This window comes from Shewanella yunxiaonensis, from assembly GCF_018223345.1.
GTDB classification, from domain to species: Bacteria; Pseudomonadota; Gammaproteobacteria; order Enterobacterales; family Shewanellaceae; genus Shewanella; species Shewanella yunxiaonensis.
Genome location: NZ_CP073587.1, coordinates 1,563,902 through 1,582,481, shown reverse-complemented (window position 1 = coordinate 1,582,481; position 18,580 = coordinate 1,563,902). Strand labels below are relative to the sequence as shown.

Genomic DNA, 18,580 nt, shown 5'->3' with positions numbered 1-18,580 from the left:
ACGATTGCAAATCCCCACTCAGGATTTATCCGGCTGCATCACCGTATGGGGGCGCTCTTCCCACGCTTGAGTACGCCATAGCGGCACACTGGACAACGCATGTTTATGGCTGCCATTGGTTTCTTTGGTAGAGTATGAAAGATACAGCAGCGTCTGGTGTTCACTGTCATAAATTCGCCTTACTTTGAGGCTTTTAAACAGCACACTTAGCGATTCACTGAACACCACTTCACCCGACTTACTTTTATCTATGGTCGCAATATCCGCCTTAGTAATCGGACCGGTTTGCCGACAGGCAATGCTCATATCAGAAGGATCGGCCAAATTCAGATTAGCCTCTATACGGCTCACATGGCAGGTTACGCCAGCGATCTTAGGATCGGTAATTGCGTCAATAACCACGTCCTTGGTAGTAAACCAGCCGAGACTTACCTTGCCAACATCATCGCCACAGCCCGTCAGCAATCCGACTAACAAGCCAATTCCACCACACACTATCGTTTTCATTGATTCATTCCTGCATATTGGTACCGCCAACCGGCGTCAGACTTGTGGACACTGCACGCCAGAGTTTAGGCCGTCATACTGTTGCAACAAAAATGTCATTTCCAGTGAATTTGTCATCTTTCATTCATAAAAAATTGCTAGCCTCATAGCTTTATATCTGCGGACTCGCTAGGTGCTGCATATCTGTGATTTATGACGCCTTTTCCCAGATAACATCTGCTATATGTTAATTCAGCACAGTAATGCAACTTAGCCGTTCTGTGCTGAAAAATATGCCCGTAAGGAGAGTGCGGTGTCCCCTTCCACTGAAAAGTTTTCTCTGGATAAAGAGTTATCCTGGTTGTCATTCAATGAGCGCGTACTGCAGGAAGCTGCTGATAGTTCAGTGCCGTTGGTGGAACGCGTGCGATTTCTGGGAATTTACTCTAATAACATGGACGAATTCTTCCGCGTAAGAGTGGCTGAAGTCCGGCGCTCTACCCTGCTTTCCAGTCTCAAAGAAGGTCGTAACTACAGTCGCCACCTGATGGCAAAAATCCAGACCAAAGTATTAGTGCTGCAGGACCGCTTTGATGCGATCTATGTTGAGCTGATGCGCGAGCTGGCACGACGTAATATTTTTCTGATCAATGAACAGCAGCTCAGTGAATTTCACAGCCAATGGCTAAAAAACTACTTCAAAGACCATCTTAAACGTCATATTACGCCACTGATCGTGCACAAAAATTCCGATCTGGTAAAACACATCAACGACGATACCACCTACTTAGCGGTATGCTTTTACACCAAAGAACATCGGCAATATGCGTTAGTAGAAGTGCCGACTAAAAATGTCGAACGCTTTGTACTGTTACCCCCAGAGAAAACAAAATCACGTAAATATCTGATTTTACTTGACAATATAATTCGTCATTGTATGGATTCACTGTTCTCGCCGTTTTTCGAATACGAAAGCATGGATGTGTATTCGATGAAATTTACCCGTGATGCCGACTTTGACCTGAACGATGAATTAGAACAAAGCCAGCTAGAAAAACTCACCAAAGGGCTAAAACAACGTCTGACAGCGGAACCGGTGCGGTTAGTTTATGATCGCGACATGCCCGAACATATGTTGGCAATGTTGACTGAGCAGCTCAACATCTCAAATACCGAATGCATTATTCCCGGTGGACGTTACCACAGCTTTAAAGATTTCATCGGTTTTCCGAATCCCGGTCGGAAATATCTGGAAAACACCAAAATTACCGCCCTCGACAGCGTGCTATTCAATCGCAGCCATAACTATTTTGAGGCGATCCGCCAACAGGATATCCTGCTGTATTATCCCTACCACAAATTCTCCCATTTTACAGAGCTGGTGCGGCAGGCAGCCTACGATCCGGCAGTAAAATTTATCAAAATCAGTCTCTACCGGGCGGCCAAAAAATCGCGAGTGATCCAGTCACTGATCGATGCAGTCAAAAATGGCAAACAAGTGACCGTAGTTATTGAGCTTCGGGCGCGTTTTGATGAACAGGCCAATATTGAGTGGAGCCGGGTTTTGGCCGAAGCCGGTGTACGAGTGCATCACGGTATTCCCAGCCTGAAAATTCACTCAAAACTATTTATGGTCGGGCGTGAAGAACAGGGTGAATTAAAAATCTACAGTCATATCGGCTCAGGAAATTTCAACGAAAGCACGGCGAAAATCTATACCGATATGTCACTGTTTACCGCCGACCAGGAAATTGGCCGAGAAGTCGATCAGGTGTTCGAGCTGATAGAACATCCATACCGCCGTTTCGACTTTAACCAGCTACTGGTCTCTCCCTATAACGCGCGTAGCAAGTTGATGGCGCTGATGGATGAAGAGATTAAACGTGCTAAAGCCAAACGTAAGGCAGCGATTACACTCAAGCTCAATAATCTGGTAGATGAACTGCTGATACAGAAGTTGTATGAAGCATCTGCAGCCGGTGTCAAAATTCGTTTACTTATTCGTGGGATGTGTTCGTTGATCCCTCAAATCCCGGGGATTAGTGACAATATCTCGGTTATCAGTATTGTTGACCGCTTTTTAGAACACGCCCGGGTAATGCTGTTTTATGCTGGAGGACAGAATAATCTCTACCTGTCTTCTGCCGACTGGATGGCGCGTAATATTGATAATCGTGTTGAAGTAGGCGTACCCATTCGAGATCCACAACTGAAAAAGATGTTGATGGATATTTTGACCATTCAGTTTAGTGACAACACCAAGGCTCGCATCATCAACAAAGATCAATCTAACCCCTACCGTGAACGCGGTAACCGGCGTAAGGTAAGATCGCAAATTGCGGTATACCAATATCTGGTCAATTATGAAAAAAAATGTCAGCAATTGATCAATCAACAAAACGCTAGTGAACCAAAAGCGTAACGGGAGAGGAGTCATTTGAGCGAGGTTGCCAAACACTTTGTTGCCATCGACATGGGTTCCAACAGTTTTCATCTGGTGATTGCCAGAGAACAAGACGGTAGTATTCAGATACTGCATAAAGAGAAACAACTGGTACAACTAGCCGACGGCTTGGATAATGACAATGTTCTTAGTGATGCCGCAATTACCCGCGGCATTGCCTGTCTGCAAGAATTCAAACAGCGCTTTTCCAGTTTACCCATTCCGCAGGTCCGCATGGTTGCTACTTACACCTTGAGGGTTGCCAAAAATCGCGACGCATTTCTTCAGGCTGCGCAACAAGTACTGCCCTACCCAATTGAAGTAGTATCCGGTCATGAGGAAGCACGACTCATATACAGCGGTATTGCCCACACTCAAGTATTAGCGGCCAGGAATCTGATAATTGATATTGGAGGTGGTTCCACCGAGGTTGTGGTAGGCAGTCGCACTCGAGCCAGTTCGTTGTCCAGTCTGCGTTGCGGCTGTGTCAGTTATAATCAGCGGTTTTTTAAAGATGGCGTTATCAGTGCTGCAGCATTTAATGCCGCGCTCAGTGCCGCAGATAAACAGTTTGCTTCACTCTCTAAGGAATACTTTACGGGTAACTGGGACCTCACGCTCGGTAGTTCCGGCAGTGTCAAAGCCATCTGCGAAGCGTTATTGCAATTTTTCGGCGATGACACGGTTACCATGGCGCGGTTGAAACAGTTAAAACAAAAACTGATTGCGTGGGGACATATCAATAAAATTCAGCTGGATAATGTGGATAGCAAACGAACACCACTACTGCCAGCCGGGCTGGCAATACTGATCAGCTTTTTCCGTCGGTTGCCCGTCATCTCGCTGGAGTTTGCCAATGGCGCACTAAGAGAAGGTGTGCTGTATGAATTAGCGGGGATCGGCACTTACAGTGACGTGCGCCAACGAACCGTTGATAGCTTGGCGCAGCTTTACCATATCGACCATCAACATGCGGAGAAAGTCCGTAATACAGCGATCACACTATTTAATGGCGTTGCGGAAAGCTGGGGCTTACAAAATCATCGTCATACCCTGGAATATGCGGCAATTCTGCATGAAACCGGTATTCATATCAGCTCCCGCGCGCATCACAAACATGGCGCCTATATCATTGCAAACAGTGATATGCCGGGGTTTGGCGAGCAGCAGCAACAGTTACTGGCTCGATTGATTGGTAATCAGCGTAAAAAGCTGGATCTGGAGCGTCTAACGTTACTGGAACCGTCAGAAAAGCTGCTGTCAATCCGCCTGATTTCGTTATTACGCCTGGCGGTGCTGCTCAATCTTGGTCGCATTGCCAGCAGTGTGCACATCAGCAATGTCAGTTGCACGGAACGAGGCTTAACACTTGCCTTAAAAGAGCCCAAGCATCGCATCAGTCTTTTTGTCAAAGATCTGCAACGGGAACAAAAGCAGATGGCCAATGTGAATTTTGAACTTAAGTTCAGTTTTGCCTGATGTGAGAGGATCAGAGGGATATAAATCCCTCTGATTATCAACACTAATCATCCCGAGTCAGGACTTCTAACAGTTCAATTTCAAAATTCAAATTGCTGTTTGCCGGGATCATGTTGCCCATCTGGCGTTCACCATAGGCCAGATGCGCTGGCACCCATAGCCGTCGCTTTCCCCCCGCTTGCATCCCGGTGATCCCTTCTACCCATCCGGCGATCACTTTCTTATTGCTCAGGACTGTTTGAAAAGGCTGACCGCGCTTATAGGAGGAGTCAAACTCGGTGCCATCTTCGAGCCAACCACGGTAATGCGCGGTGATCAATGCTCCTTTTACAGCAGTTTTACCTTGACCTAGTGCTAGCTCTTCCACTTTTACTTCTGTCATCATCTTTGCTCATCTTTATATCTTGAATTACCACGGCGCTATTATAGCGTTAAATTTAGCGCCAATATCCTTGGCCACCCGCATAAATCTGTTAATTATCGTGCTTCTAAATCTATTGCATTTTCATATGGTTAATATTTTGTTAGATTGCTATTTAATAAGAATTTGTGTATAAATTTTGGTCAGAGCCGTTATATTGTCGTGGTACAGAATTTACACCCGCTACGACATCATCATCAGGGAGATATGATGAAAATGATTAAAGGCGTTATGAAAGGACTCTCGTGGATTTTACTGTCGTTGCTGGCATTTGTCGTTTGTGCTTATCTGCTCCTACTTGCTGCCAATATGCGAGATAGCGAGCCTTCAGCTTCCGCCCTCCAACTCCAAAGATTTACCGAACAACGCATGCAAGCGGCAACAGGCAATAATGCCTATGCCTATGTCATGGGCTTTGCTGCCGCATCGGATATCGATCCGCTCCACTTTGGCAATGACCGTATCAAAGTAATTAATCAGACATTTAATACTGATGGCAACGTCCGTGAGGCTGATAAAACCATTTATAGCCCAACGCCTATGTTTCCAGAGGTCTTCACCCAACTTGCCACTACCTGCCAATTCCAGAATTTGACCTGCCAGCAACAGCTTATCGCAGAGCAGGATCAGCTAACATCATTGCTACAGCAACAAGATTGGCTATTAGCGCGCTACCAGAAATTGCTGGCATTCAACGAATGGCACGAAAATGTGCCTGTAAGCACGCAAACACCGATGCCTGATTATCGACTGATTACCAAAGCACAGACGCTGCTGATGACTCACGCTTGGTTATTAGCAACCCAGCAGGACGCAATTGCCGTAAATCGGTTGTTGACTGCCGATATCCATTTCTGGCGTAAAGCATTGGCTGACGCAGATACCCTGCTGAGTAAATTAGTGATTACCGGTTTGATTAAGAATGACTTGGGTTGGGCTAATTTGATCTTACAACAATTAACCCCCGACAATGTTGCCGCCGCGACACCGCAAATCTGGGCATTGCCATTCAATGATGAAGAACGCGCGATGTTGCCTGCGCTGGCAGGCGAATGGGCACTTTTTAATAACACCATTAAGCACGATTTACGCTCACAGCAAATGGACAGTTCCATTGCTAATGACTTAAGCATACTGCTGCTCAAACCCTTGATACAAAAGCAAGAATCCGCCAATCGCTACGCTGACCTCGTATTGTCAATCAACGATACCTTACAAGTGACTTATGAACAGCTACCCGCGGCGATTGAGCATTTGAATAATCTGCCTCCCAACAAAATTGCCGCAGGCGTGCCATTCAAGCTATACAACCCCGTAGGAGAACTCATGTTGGCGGGAAATCATGTCGCACTGGGAAGTTATGCCGCAAAAGTTGCCGATCTTGAGGGTCTGCGCCGCATGTCAGTGATGTTGGCAGAATTTCGTAGCCGCGGCTTAAGTGCCTCCGAACTACAACAGCAACTGTCGCAATCCACACTGCATAATCCCTACACTGATCAGCCATATCTTTGGGATGCTGTACAGCAAAGTGTTATTTTTAATGGACTGAATGGTTCCAGTTACCGATTTCTTTATAAACAGAGTTCTGTTTTATAAAAAGCATCGGTGAACTGACGCTTTTTTGTGGCAACACGGAGTAAGACATCATGCAAATAACCCGCGGATCTTGTCTGTGTGGTGCCATTACCTTTGAAATCTCAGGTGATTTCGAACAATTTCTGTTGTGTCATTGTCATCGTTGCCAAAAAGACACCGGCTCAGTGCATGCCGCCAATCTGTTTTCAACGCAAGCACAGCTAAAATGGTTGTCAGGTGCTGAAAAAATTTCGTTCTATCAACACCCGCTGACACGACACCAAAAAAGCTTTTGCAGTATTTGTGGGGCAGCGGTACCGACAGTATTGTCCCAGCAAAATTTGCTCATGGTGCCTGCCGGATGTATCGACGGTAAAGTCCCCATAAAGCCCCAAGCGCATATTTTTACCGCCAGTCAAGCCAACTGGGCGCAAGAATGCGCGTCAATCCCTGCGTTTTCACAACTGCCGCCTATTACCGATTAAAAAGAGCGATTTCGGGCTGATTGCCTTGATTGTCGATAAAGACGCCTGCTATAACAGCGGACATCCTGCTGCGGTTTTGTTGACCGGAATTCTGAACAACGGATAGACAACATGAGTAAAGATTACTTTTCCCACAAAGCACATATATACGAACAAGATAACAACCGAGTGGACAACGTTGGCAATATTGCAGATGCGATTCGGCGTCAGGTAGCCCTCAGCGACGAGATGCATCTGGTGGATTTTGGCTCAGGCACAGGTTTATTGCTGGAACGTATTGCACCCAATGTGCGCAAAATTACTGCCGTAGATATCTCTGCCTCAATGAATCAACAACTCGCGGAAAAGCAGGCGAATTTGCCCTGTGAGCTTGAAATGATCCAGGCCAATCTGGAGCAGACAGACATTGACGGGCAGTTCGATGGCATTATTTCCTCCATGACCATGCACCACATCCAAAACATTGATGCCATGTTTTCCAAATTTGAGCGAATGGTACATCCAGGTGGCTTTATCGCCATCGCTGATTTGGATAAAGAAGATGGCAGTTTCCATACGGATGATACCGGTGTTTTTCATTTTGGTTTTGAACACGAAGAGATTGCCGCAGCAGCCCGTAGGGCAGGTTTTGAACAGGTTCAAGTGATCAATGCCAGCGTGGCGCGTAAACCCTATGGTGATTATCCGGTGTTCTTGCTGACGGGATTTCGTAAATCGTGAACACCTCCCCGCTCCCTTGGCGTGCACAACGGGTCATGTTGCGTTCGTTTTGTCCTGAGGACCTACATCATTTTCACGGGTATCGCAGTGATCCCAGAGTGGCACAACTTCAGGGCTGGGAACCACATACACTTGAACAGAGCCAACAATTTGTAGACGCGCAAAGCCAATTATCATTCCCGGTGGCGGGTCAATGGCAACAATTGGCTGTTGTCAGACTTTCGGACCAACAACTGATTGGTGATGTCGGGATCTGGCTTTCCGAGGCGCTTGATGAAGCAGAATTCGGCTTAAGCATTACCCATGATGCCCAAGGACAAGGTTATGGCCGTGAAGTTTGTGGCTCGCTACTCGAATTGATCTTTAGCACGACGCCGGTCACTCGCGTCATTGCTTGTACTGACCGTCGCAACCGTGCGTGTATAAAAGCGCTACAACATGCCGGCATGCAACTTGAGTTATGTCGCCAGGCTCAATACAAAGGAGAAACCTGTGAAGAGTTACAATTTGTTATCTGTCACGATGGTAAGTTGGCATAATTCAGCTGTGCAGAACACACCAAAACCGCATATTTGAGATATTTAAAATGTTTAGGGCTAAGCAACACGCCTTTATCAGTAGCGAACGGCTGCTGTTACGGCCTTTTTCATTCAGTGATATTCCGGCGATAACGCAGTTGGCAAATGACCCCGTGATTGCCGAAAACACCTTAAACATTCCATCCCCCTATGACGAAGACGATGCCAGAGTGTGGTTGGAACTTCAGCAACAACTGGCACAATGTTATGACAGTTATGCCTGGGCGATTAGCTTGAGAAGTTCAGGCACCTTAATTGGTGCCATCAGTCTGACCGCGACTGAAGATAATCAGGCAGAAACCGGCTACTGGATCGGTAAGCTTTATCGTAATCAAGGATACTGTTCTGAAGCACTCCAAGCTCTGTTAGAGAACGCTCAGCGCATTTACCAACTGACTGCCGTCAGTGCAGTTCACCTTGTGAGTAATCCCGCGTCAGGTAAAGTCATGCAACATGTGGGGATGAAGAAGATTGCCGAAGAAATGCGCCATAACAGTCAGGATCTGCGAGTCCCAATGGCGATATATCGTATCGATTTCAATCCTTTATCAACATTGCCCGCAGTCGCTAAGGATTTAACCCAGTGATACTTAATCCCTGCCACCCCAAAGACCTTACATTACTGCGCCAAATTAGCCTTGCAACCTACGTCGAAACCTTTGAGGCAGCTAATACGCCTGCCAATATGCAAAGCTATTTGCAACAGGCATTTAATACACAAAGACTCAGCGATGAATTGGCCGAGCCGCACAGCCAATTTTTTCTGGCATATAAGCACGACCAAGTCACAGGCTATTTCAAAATTAATAACGGATCTGCGCAAACGGAATTCAATGACCCCAACGCGCTCGAATTAGAACGCATTTATGTTTTACGTCGATATCAAGGGCAAGGACTCGGTCAGCAACTACTGAACGCTGTCATTAATATCGCCAACGAGCAGCAAAAGCAGTGGTTATTTTTAGGGGTCTGGGAACATAACCAGAAAGCACTTGCCTTTTATCAGCGAAATGGGTTTTATCGTATTGGGCAGCATATATTTAACATGGGTGATGATCCACAAACCGACTATCTGCTGCGCAAAGACCTAAAATAAGACAACCAATCAGTCCAGGAACGGTATGAATAAGATAGGTTTACTCGGCGGCATGAGTTGGGAAAGTACCCAAAGTTATTATCGAATAATCAATCAAGGCGTAAATGCCAAACTGGGCGGCCTGCATTCAGCAGAAATGGTGCTGTACAGCATCGACTTTGCCCCAATTGAACAGTTGCAAAAACTGGGCGACTGGGATGCGATGGCAAAGATTCTGATAAATGCCGCACAATCTATTGAAAAAGCTGGGGCTGACGCACTGCTGATCTGTACCAACACCATGCATAAGGTCGCCGATCAGGTCGCCGCAGAAATCGATATTCCGCTGCTGCATATTGCTGACGCCACCGGTGAAGTATTACAGCAACAAGGGATCCACACCGTTGGTTTGCTGGGAACCGCTTTTACCATGGAGCAGGAATTTTATCGCGAGCGTCTGCAGCAAAAATTTGGACTGGAAGTATTGGTGCCAGACACTGAGGCTCGGCAAACTGTGCACCGGATCATTTACGACGAGCTTTGTGCCGGGAAAATTCTGTCTGAGTCCAAAGCCGCCTATCTCGATATCATTCATGACTTGGCACAGCGAGGAGCGCAGGCCGTGATCCTTGGCTGCACTGAAATCGGTTTGTTAGTGCAGCAACAGGATACCGAGGTAAAACTGCTTGATACTACCGCAATTCACGCCGAAAAGGCGGTTGCCTTCGCAGTTACCGAATCGCCAGTCAACAATGATTAACATAGGAATACGGCACTTATGCTAGGGACACACGATCTTGCTATCTTCATTTTGTCCGGTTTTCTGCTCAATCTCACTCCTGGGCCAGATTCGCTGTTGATTGTCACCAAAAGTGCCGCACAAGGATGGCGTGCTGGCTGTATTGCGGCGATAGGGATTGGCAGTGGCTTATTGGTGCATATTTTTGCTGCTGCACTGGGACTCTCCGCCATTTTAGCCAGCTCAGCTACCGCCTTCACCATTGTGAAAATCATCGGGGCCGCTTACCTGATCTACATCGGTATCAAAGCACTGTGGCACCGACCCAAAGTTAGCCATGAAGCGGTAGACCAAGCGGCACCGCACAGAACAGAATCTTTGCGACAGATCTATGTACAAGGTTTCTTTACCAACGCCTTGAATCCAAAAGTAGCGTTGTTTTTCCTGGCATTTGTACCGCAATTTATCAGCCATGATGCCGATCATAAAGCCTGGGCATTTTTGTTGTTAGGACTCATTTTTGAATTCAACAGCATGATTTATTGCCTGCTATTGGCGCTGTTGGCTGCCACTGCGGGAAAGCGTTTGAAAAGCCACCAACAGATTGGAATGCTTATCAACAAAGTCGTCGGCACCCTATTTATATCTCTAGGGATAAAACTGGCGCTTGCTAGTCGCAGTTAAGCCAACAACTCAAATAATCCTCCTCGCGTCCACACCACATTTATGTCAGCTTTGCGGTATCATGTGGCGGTTTATTACCGCCATAAGCTAAGACAACATAAGGGGATGGCATGAATCTGGTGAAATGGATGGCAGCCTGCGGCTGTTTGTGTTTTGCAATATTGGCAAACGCACAGTCCGGTCCTATCGTGCAAATTCAATCAGGACGTTTAGAAGGTATACAGCAACAGGGCATTGATGTCTTTTTAGGTATTCCTTATGCAAAACCCCCGTTAGGCGAATTACGCTGGCAGCGACCGCTTACCGCACCGTCGTGGCGTGGGATCCGTAAAGCCGACGCGTTTGGCCCAAGTTGTATGCAGGCAACATTTCTTGGTGATGCAGCGCCCTTGCCTGACAATTACAGCGAAGACTGTCTGACGCTCAATATCTGGCGTCCCAGCCAGTTTAGGGGACCGACACCGGTCATGGTGTGGGTTCACGGCGGAGGCTTCGTCAATGGAGGAAGTGCATCTCCTGTATATGATGGTGCGGCGTTTGCCAGAGCTGGGGTGATATTTGTCAGTTTCAATTATCGTCTTGGACGACTGGGATTTTTTGCCCATCCAGCAATGGACGGCAACATGTTTGTTGGCAATTTCGGACTTACTGATCAAATCAAAGCATTACGATGGGTACAGGACAATATCATCCAGTTTGGCGGCGATCCACGCAATGTGACGCTGTTTGGTGAATCAGCCGGGGGTTATGCCATCAATGCCCTGCTTAGCAGCCGTTTCGGACGAGATTTATTCCAAAAAGCGATCATTCAATCCGGTAACGGGCGCCATAGTCTCAACGGAGAGCAAAGCTGGTCACAAGCAGCCGCGATGGGAATGGCGTTTGCTCAAGCGCACGGGGTAATGGGCACAGATAAGGCGGCGTTAGAAAAATTGCGCGCATTACCGGCAGCAGACGTCACGAGGGATCTAAACCTTCAGACCATGTCGCAAAATCGCCAAACTTACTCAGGGCCGATGACCGATGGACAGGTCGTTGAAAAAGAGCCGCAAGAAGCTTATCTCAAAGGCGATTTTGCCAGAGTCCCGTTACTGATCGGTGCCAACAGTGCTGATTTAGGGTTTGTATTGCAAAAGCCTGACCATCGGGAGACGGTATTAGCGCAGTTCGCTGCTAAGACAGCTGCAGCCACAAGTGCTTATCAAGAAATTGCAGACACAGACGCCTTGGCACAGCATATCGCTATGCAAAAATTGATGCTGGAACCTGCCCGTTTTGTCGCTCGCGCATTTGCCGAACGCGGCACACCAGTATGGCAATATCGTTTCGGTTATGTGGCTAGCAGTCGCCGAAACGCTTGGCAAGGAGCGCCACATGCCAGCGAAATTCCTTATATTTTTAATACGCTTGATGCTGTTTATGGTGCTCAAACATCAACGGATGACAAAGCCGTGGCCAGCATGATGCAAGCCTACTGGGTCAATTTTGCGAAAACCGGTAATCCCAATGGTGCTGATTTACCCTTGTGGCCAAAATATAACACCGCGGCTGACGAGATCCTCTGGGTGGCACCACAAGGTAAATCTGCGACCGCAGCAGTAGCAGATCCTCAACAGGCGCAGTTGGATTTAGTGGAAAAATTACAGTAAGAATCCGTAATAAAAAAGGCCACTCTGGTGAAGGAGTGGCCAATAACTGGGACTTATGCTCTTAATAGCATAGTTAGCAATGATGAGTAATATTTACCAGCAATTTCAACATGACCACTCATAGGGATCATAGTTTGCGAGCACTTTAGCATATCTTGCCGTTAAGCCTCGGGTGGAGTAGTAGTAGCCCTCGCCTTTAGCATTAATCGCATAAGCGATATCACAACATTCAGGGTCTGCATCCAGTTGTTCGCGTAAAGCTTGCTGACTCTCGTTGTCGAGCTCATATGGCTTACTACGTAGCACAATTTCCTCGACAACCGCTTTATGTCGACAACTGAAATCTCGTACCTGATTGACTAACGTCTGAAGCACTTCACCTCGCCGGATGGCCAGCCAACGGTTCGCATAACTCTCAACGATATGTTTCCTCGAAAAGAAATAATACTCGTCCGCTGACTGCCGCATACAGATATCTGCATATTCCGGTGCCAGTACCAACTGAATGTACTGTCCTACAACATCTTCGGTCTCTTCTTCATCGTCCGACTGACCGATGACCGCTACCACTTGTGGCAGCGTCACCAGCCGACCGTGTTGACTGAAGAGTCTGATGTATTTCACCAGATCCTGCATCATCGTTTACCCCGGTAACAGACCTTTGGATTCCAGTTTGTCAGCCGCATAACCCAGGCCGAATGATTCCAGAGTAGCACGGGTTGGAATACCTGTTTCACTATCCCAGCCCCAAGCTTCATAGAACATGGTCAATGCAGTCTGCATATCATCACGGTCCATCTTAATGGTCCCGGCATCGCCGAATGCCAAGTCTGGATTTATGTCATACACCCAGTCGGACAAGACATCGTGATCAGTACGTAAGTTGGTAGAATTCATTTCCAATGCGGTAAATGCTCGGTGCAACTGTACGGTGCGTTCAGCCATTGTGTCTAATTCGGCTTCAGTAACTTCATCACCAGTAATCAAGCTATACATCTGTGCTTCAATAGTAGTATCACCGCGATAGTTCTTGTTGACATCAGGTGAGGTTACTAATGGGAATACCCAGTTACAGATGGTCAGAGAGTCATGCAGCATATTCTTCACAATACACCACTTGGCAAACTTCACCTTGGCTTCATTGATTGGGGTGTAGGCTTTAACCGGGTCAAAAGCCCCTTCACCAAACTGTTCAGCGCAAATTTCTGCAATTAAGTCATGCGGCAAACCGGCGTTCACAATATTGATATGAGAGTGGCACATTGGGTCACGGTTAAAGATCACGTTGATCAAAGAACCCACCTGTCCGGCACATTCACTGGCATGGTGCAGTGCATGTTTCATGCTGCGGTTAAACAGATGCACACCGGACTCTGCATAAATATTCCAGTTATCGATTGCAGGGTTAGTTCCATCCAGCTTCAGCACATCAATATAGGTTGCCGGGTCGCCCATCATACGACCCAGGATATTTTCATGAGCATAATTGTCCGGGAACGCGATACGTGGATACAGATCCACCAGGAATTCAGGTTCATTATTATCCCAAAGTTCCCATGGTACGTCGGCATACTCTTCAGCTGACAGCAGATTCTTGAACAGATCAGCTTTCTTCATGTCTTTAAACATGTGGTGAGTCAACCCGTAACCACTGAAGATACCGTAGTCATCACGCAGATAACCACCTACTGTTGCGGTTAACGCGTATTCTTCAGTACCGCTGGTGGTTGGCATCAGGTAGTTACCCCAAATAAAGCCACCGCAAGTATTGGTGTAGTATTCAGTTTTGAAATTGAAACGGCTCTTGAGTTCTGGCACTTTCAGTTCACAGTAGCAGCGGATAGGACAAGCGTGGCAGCCACCCATACGTTTCAGCCACTTGTTGGTATATTCAACCCCAACATACATTTCTGCCATTGAACAGCGATAACCGATGCGGTTACGTTCATCCCAGGCAACTTCACCTAATTCAACAGGCTCATCCGCTGCCCCCCAGGTGATTTCATCACGGGCTTTCCAACGGCTGCCAGAGCTGTAATATTCAGTCCAAGATTGCGGAGTAGAAGGCACGACGTTGTTGTTGTTAGAACCAATGATGCCGAGAATATGATCATCCAAATCACGCATTTCATCACGAGTAGCGTTAATCTTACAGGTTCCAGTACCCAAGATACCGACACCTTTCAGGTTTTTAGAACCCATTACGGCACCGTGACCACCTGCAGCGTGGCCGCCTGGGCACATAAACCCAGACATAGGAACCAGGTTTTCACCAGCTTGCCCAATCGCGAAGCACTGTGAAGCAGCCCCCATCGCCTTGGTGATAGCAGCTAAGCTGTCAAAAATGCCTTTGCCCCAAATACCAGAAGCTGACTCAATACTGACCTTATCATCCGCGATACTGATCCAGACAGGTTCACTCGCGGCGCCAACAACAGCTAACGCATCATAACCAGCATATTTCAGTTCAGGACCGATATGACCACCGATGTGACCATCGGTGATCAGATGACCAGGTACTGCAGGACTACGAGAAGTTACCGTCATACGACCGGAGCAAATAGCCCCTGAACCGGTTAATGGACCTACGGAATATACAATAACGTTTTCAGGATCGGTTCCTAATTGGCCATCCACATGGTGATCCCACAGGATTTTATAACCAATACCTGAACCCCCAAGATAATCGAGATAATTTTCAGTGGACTCAGTCCAAATTTCATTGGTAGTTAAATTTACCCATAAAATTTTACCCGCCCATCCGCCGTAATTAATAGTCATTTGTTTTACCTCTTATTCGACCAAACCGGTATAGTTGTTATAAATTTCTAATGCTTCCTCTGCTTCATCCCAGGTATAAAATTTAATCGCACCAGTTGCACAAACTTGTGCGCAATTAGGATCGCCTCCGCAGAGATCGCATTTAACAGATTTCATTTTACTTTTAACAACTTTAATAGTTTGTTGCGGACATTTATCAGCACAATAGCCACAACCCACACAAAGTGATTCGTCAACTACTCTTGCACCGGTTGTTTCATTAACAGAAATTGCCCCTTGCGGACAAACTTCCATACATACGTTACATTGGTGACAAGTCTGCGGAACACATGCAAAATTACCCGCATCGCCACATTGTTCATAATAATCAGCTTGTACACCCAATGGTCCATAGTTCATATTATGTGCAACTTTTACCCTTGAAATCACTGGGCCGACATCGCCCTCATGGTTCCATCCACATGCAGCTTCGCAACGACGACAGCCGACGCAAAGTATTGGATTTACGACCATTAAGCCGCCGGGGGTTACAGTTACGGAGTCACCGTTACCTGTGTTATCTTTAGTGGTATCGTTGTTATCGCTGTTACAGCCTGTTAAAAAGCTGATGAGAGTGCCGCTGTATACTGTACCTACAGCTACTCCCATACTACCTTTCAGCATTCCTCGTCTGGTGATCATCTTATTTCCCTTTATTAGCTAAAGAAATATAATAAAAATATGCATCCTGATATATTCCCGACGAGTCATAATAATTAAATAAAAAGTTACTTTTTTCTTACCAAAGTCACACTTAACGTAATATATGCGCTTTAATAAAAACCTTTGCAGCGGTCCTCAAATTTATTTTTTATGTTTTGCATATATTGCAAATCCTTTTTCCACAAAACGAATATGTTATGAAATAAGCATTACATAAAATCAACAAGTAAAATACCTGAGATTCATCACACACATACCCATATAAATTAATAGAGTATATTCGCGGATGCATTCCTATTTAGAGCCCGACAAATTTCTATAAAAGGAATGGAATATATGAAGACCAAATACCATATTTTGTGGTTGGCATTATTATCATTAGGTTTTGGAATATTAGCAGGTTGTTCCGATGACAATAATAATGATAGTAATAATGACCAAACGGATACTGATACTACAACCCCCGTCACAGATGTTGGAGTTGATATCAGCGACGCCACAACATTAAGTGCTCAGATTGAATCTGTCAGCATTGATGATAGTAAAAACGTCAGTGTGGACTTTTACTTGAGCAATGCAAATGGTGTGGCAGTTATAGGCTTAGATAAGCTCGATAGCATTGCCTCTTTAGGTGTAGGTATCGCCAAACTCGGGACACCACAACCTCTGCGTACCAACAAAGATGCAGTGGCCGATTACAATACTAAAGATGAGATGGCAGAGAGCAAGGAATGGATCAGCTACATCAATAATGAAGTTGAACCAGGAACTGGTGCTGGCACTAAAGCGGCTACTGAATGGCAAGCCGGAATAGAAACCAGCTGCAAACTGGATTGTATTGAAAACCTTGGCAGTGGCCATTATCGCTATACATTCAGTAAAGCGCTGGGTGACTATTCTCAGTTTGACGGCTTGGATACCAGCTATGATGCCAACGCGACAACACGTGTTTATCTGGAACTGTTGCCAAGCAGTGATAGCGATCCCAGCACTATGTTGATCAATACGACTTATGACTTTATTCCAGCTACCGGCGCGGTTGCTGAGGCAGATGAAGACAGACAAGTGATTGATCCGGAGCAAGCCTGTTATCGTTGTCATACTGCCGATCGTAGTGACACAGAAAAACGTCTGCTGATGCATGGTGGTAAACGTTATGCGTTTGAAGGCTGTGTAATGTGCCACACTACCTATTCAGCTGATCCTGAGACAGGTAATCCCATTGATATGGCGACCTTGGTACATAAGATCCATCAAGCTGACTATAAAATCGTGGGACATAACGCCAGCGTTAACAATTTCAGTGGTGTGCACTACCCAGGTGAAATTGCGGACTGCCAGAGCTGTCATATTAGCGATGCCACCGCACAAGCTAGCCAGTACTACATCCCAACCAATAACAGTTGTCTGAGCTGTCATAAAGATAAAATCAGCGAAGCACCGAGTGACTGGGACGGTACAGCAGCGTCATTATTCCACGATAGGGATTTGTTCCCGAATGCTTGGGCAAATAGCTGTGCCGGATGTCACCCTGACGACACCAATCCTAAAGGTGCCGGTCTCATTCATGACCAATTATTTGAGACCCGCAGCGCGGTGAAAGCAGAGTATGCCATGACAATGGGAACTGTGAGTTTAGGCGTTGATTCGCTCACCGTGACCGTTAATTTTGCCAAGAGCAACGTGTTGCCAACCACTGATACTGCTATTAGTGCATTGTGGTTGGTAGTCAATGGCAATCCCGATGTATTAGTACGACCAGAAAACAACGGTCAACATAAGTTGTGGGATATCAGCAAAAACAGTGACAACGTTACAGTAAGCAGCAGTGCTAATATATTAACTGCTACCATTTCTGGGATTACTCCTGCTGATTTTGGTGATACAGCATCTGCCGTGGTTAAAGCGAAGATGGTTGTTTGTGCTGATCGCAGCAGCCGCACATCAGTCGCCTGTAGTTCAGATGATGCAGACACTGATGTTGAAGTGATTTCCGATAATGGACTGGATTTAACTGGTGCCGCTTCTAGTCGCACCGCAGTGGCTGATGAAGCACTGTGTAAATCCTGTCACGACAGTGAAATGCAGCAACGGATTGTGGATGCGCATACTTTGGCCACAAACTTTGCTGCTGGCAATGACAGCTGTGGTTCATGTCACAACCCTGTCAGTGCAACTTCACTGACTGATGGCAGTTGTAATAGTTGTCACAACAACGACACCGTGGCGTACATGGGTGCCAACATGTACCACACCGCTGGTATTGATCACATCAAATCGATCCGTACGGTCAACAATACTCTTAACTATCGCGAAATGGTGCACTCGCTGCATGCTGGAACTCGCACAGTGAAGGCTATGGGCGCAACGCGTGAAGAAGCAACTTATCCGCAACCAGCAACTAATTGCCGTGCGTGTCATGACGAAGGACAGTTGGACTTTGCCGGGTTGAAGACCGAAAATTCAGAGATTGTGGCCACTCCAGATGCAACAGCAGATGGTCAAGTCGCTGAATTATCGCCAACAGTTGCGACTTGTGCCGGTTGTCATACCAACGTTGCTGACTGGGCCGGTCACGCCAGAGAATTTGGTGGTGTTTATGAGGCTGATGCCAGTGGCGGCCGTATCTACAATGCCGGAGATGAAACCTGCTATTACTGCCATGCTGAAGGCAAAGCCTATGGTGTAATCGAAATTCATAACCAAGCACAAAGCAGCAATTAACGATCGATGTAAGTAATTCCTGCGATAAAACGGCGTCAA

17 protein-coding genes are annotated in these 18,580 nt (G+C 46.5%); 12 read left to right on the top strand and 5 right to left on the bottom strand.

Annotated features, from left to right (window positions below):
- Positions 1 to 18: 18 nt before the first annotated feature.
- The gene (locus KDN34_RS07300) at positions 19 to 507 is read right to left on the bottom strand and encodes a CreA family protein (protein WP_212596224.1); all 489 of its coding nucleotides are present in this window, start codon (positions 505 to 507) and stop codon (positions 19 to 21) included.
- A gap of 292 nt (positions 508 to 799) precedes the next feature.
- Between KDN34_RS07300 and ppk1 the strand changes: the two genes are divergently transcribed.
- Positions 800 to 2,908 (top strand): polyphosphate kinase 1, encoded by a 2,109-nt coding sequence (gene ppk1, locus KDN34_RS07295; protein WP_212596223.1) that lies wholly within the window; start codon positions 800 to 802, stop codon positions 2,906 to 2,908.
- A 51-nt stretch (positions 2,909 to 2,959) separates the two neighbouring features.
- Positions 2,960 to 4,408: a Ppx/GppA phosphatase family protein gene (locus KDN34_RS07290; RefSeq protein WP_212596563.1), complete on the top strand. Its 1,449-nt coding sequence runs from the start codon at positions 2,960 to 2,962 to the stop codon at positions 4,406 to 4,408.
- 43 nt (positions 4,409 to 4,451) lie between these two features.
- On the opposite strand, the gene KDN34_RS07285 is transcribed toward KDN34_RS07290, so the two are convergent.
- Complete coding sequence (locus KDN34_RS07285; protein WP_212596562.1) at positions 4,452 to 4,790, bottom strand: FKBP-type peptidyl-prolyl cis-trans isomerase; 339 nt, start codon at positions 4,788 to 4,790, stop codon at positions 4,452 to 4,454.
- Between the two features lie 246 nt (positions 4,791 to 5,036).
- Between KDN34_RS07285 and KDN34_RS07280 the strand changes: the two genes are divergently transcribed.
- From KDN34_RS07280 to KDN34_RS07240, 9 genes are all read left to right on the top strand, one after another.
- Positions 5,037 to 6,425: a hypothetical protein gene (locus KDN34_RS07280; protein WP_212596222.1), complete on the top strand. Its 1,389-nt coding sequence runs from the start codon at positions 5,037 to 5,039 to the stop codon at positions 6,423 to 6,425.
- Between the two features lie 50 nt (positions 6,426 to 6,475).
- Positions 6,476 to 6,889, top strand: a complete 414-nt coding sequence (locus KDN34_RS07275) for a GFA family protein (RefSeq protein WP_212596221.1) — start codon at positions 6,476 to 6,478, stop codon at positions 6,887 to 6,889.
- A gap of 111 nt (positions 6,890 to 7,000) precedes the next feature.
- Positions 7,001 to 7,609 (top strand): class I SAM-dependent methyltransferase, encoded by a 609-nt coding sequence (locus KDN34_RS07270; protein ID WP_212596220.1) that lies wholly within the window; start codon positions 7,001 to 7,003, stop codon positions 7,607 to 7,609.
- On the top strand, positions 7,606 to 8,148 hold the full coding sequence (locus KDN34_RS07265) for a GNAT family N-acetyltransferase (RefSeq protein ID WP_212596219.1): 543 nt from the start codon (positions 7,606 to 7,608) through the stop codon (positions 8,146 to 8,148). The genes KDN34_RS07270 and KDN34_RS07265 overlap by 4 nt, the downstream gene beginning before the upstream one ends.
- Positions 8,149 to 8,195: 47 nt before the next feature.
- Positions 8,196 to 8,774, top strand: coding sequence for a GNAT family N-acetyltransferase (locus KDN34_RS07260; RefSeq protein WP_212596218.1), 579 nt, complete (start codon positions 8,196 to 8,198; stop codon positions 8,772 to 8,774).
- A complete protein-coding gene (locus KDN34_RS07255) occupies positions 8,771 to 9,283 on the top strand; it encodes a GNAT family N-acetyltransferase (RefSeq protein ID WP_212596217.1) in 513 nt (170 codons plus the stop codon). The genes KDN34_RS07260 and KDN34_RS07255 overlap by 4 nt, the downstream gene beginning before the upstream one ends.
- Before the next feature lie 25 nt (positions 9,284 to 9,308).
- Positions 9,309 to 10,022 (top strand): aspartate/glutamate racemase family protein, encoded by a 714-nt coding sequence (locus KDN34_RS07250; protein WP_212596216.1) that lies wholly within the window; start codon positions 9,309 to 9,311, stop codon positions 10,020 to 10,022.
- Between the two features lie 18 nt (positions 10,023 to 10,040).
- Positions 10,041 to 10,685 carry a LysE family translocator gene (locus KDN34_RS07245; RefSeq protein WP_212596215.1) on the top strand — a complete coding sequence of 215 codons (645 nt, stop codon included), beginning with the start codon at positions 10,041 to 10,043 and terminating at the stop codon, positions 10,683 to 10,685.
- A 110-nt stretch (positions 10,686 to 10,795) separates the two neighbouring features.
- Entirely contained in the window at positions 10,796 to 12,334 is a 1,539-nt protein-coding gene (locus tag KDN34_RS07240) for a carboxylesterase/lipase family protein (protein WP_212596214.1), read from the top strand.
- Positions 12,335 to 12,439: 105 nt separating this feature from the next.
- On the opposite strand, the gene KDN34_RS07235 is transcribed toward KDN34_RS07240, so the two are convergent.
- The 3 genes from KDN34_RS07235 to KDN34_RS07225 are packed head-to-tail and all read right to left on the bottom strand — an operon-like array spanning position 12,440 to position 15,796.
- Positions 12,440 to 12,973, bottom strand: a complete 534-nt coding sequence (locus tag KDN34_RS07235; RefSeq protein WP_228730445.1) for a hypothetical protein — start codon at positions 12,971 to 12,973, stop codon at positions 12,440 to 12,442.
- A 3-nt stretch (positions 12,974 to 12,976) separates the two neighbouring features.
- On the bottom strand, positions 12,977 to 15,115 hold the full coding sequence (locus KDN34_RS07230) for an aldehyde ferredoxin oxidoreductase (protein WP_212596213.1): 2,139 nt from the start codon (positions 15,113 to 15,115) through the stop codon (positions 12,977 to 12,979).
- A gap of 12 nt (positions 15,116 to 15,127) precedes the next feature.
- On the bottom strand, positions 15,128 to 15,796 hold the full coding sequence (locus KDN34_RS07225) for a 4Fe-4S dicluster domain-containing protein (protein WP_212596212.1): 669 nt from the start codon (positions 15,794 to 15,796) through the stop codon (positions 15,128 to 15,130).
- Positions 15,797 to 16,153: 357 nt separating this feature from the next.
- On the opposite strand from KDN34_RS07225, the gene KDN34_RS07220 reads away from it, so the two are divergent.
- Positions 16,154 to 18,541, top strand: a complete 2,388-nt coding sequence (locus KDN34_RS07220) for an OmcA/MtrC family decaheme c-type cytochrome (protein WP_212596211.1) — start codon at positions 16,154 to 16,156, stop codon at positions 18,539 to 18,541.
- The last annotated feature ends 39 nt before the right edge of the window (positions 18,542 to 18,580 follow it).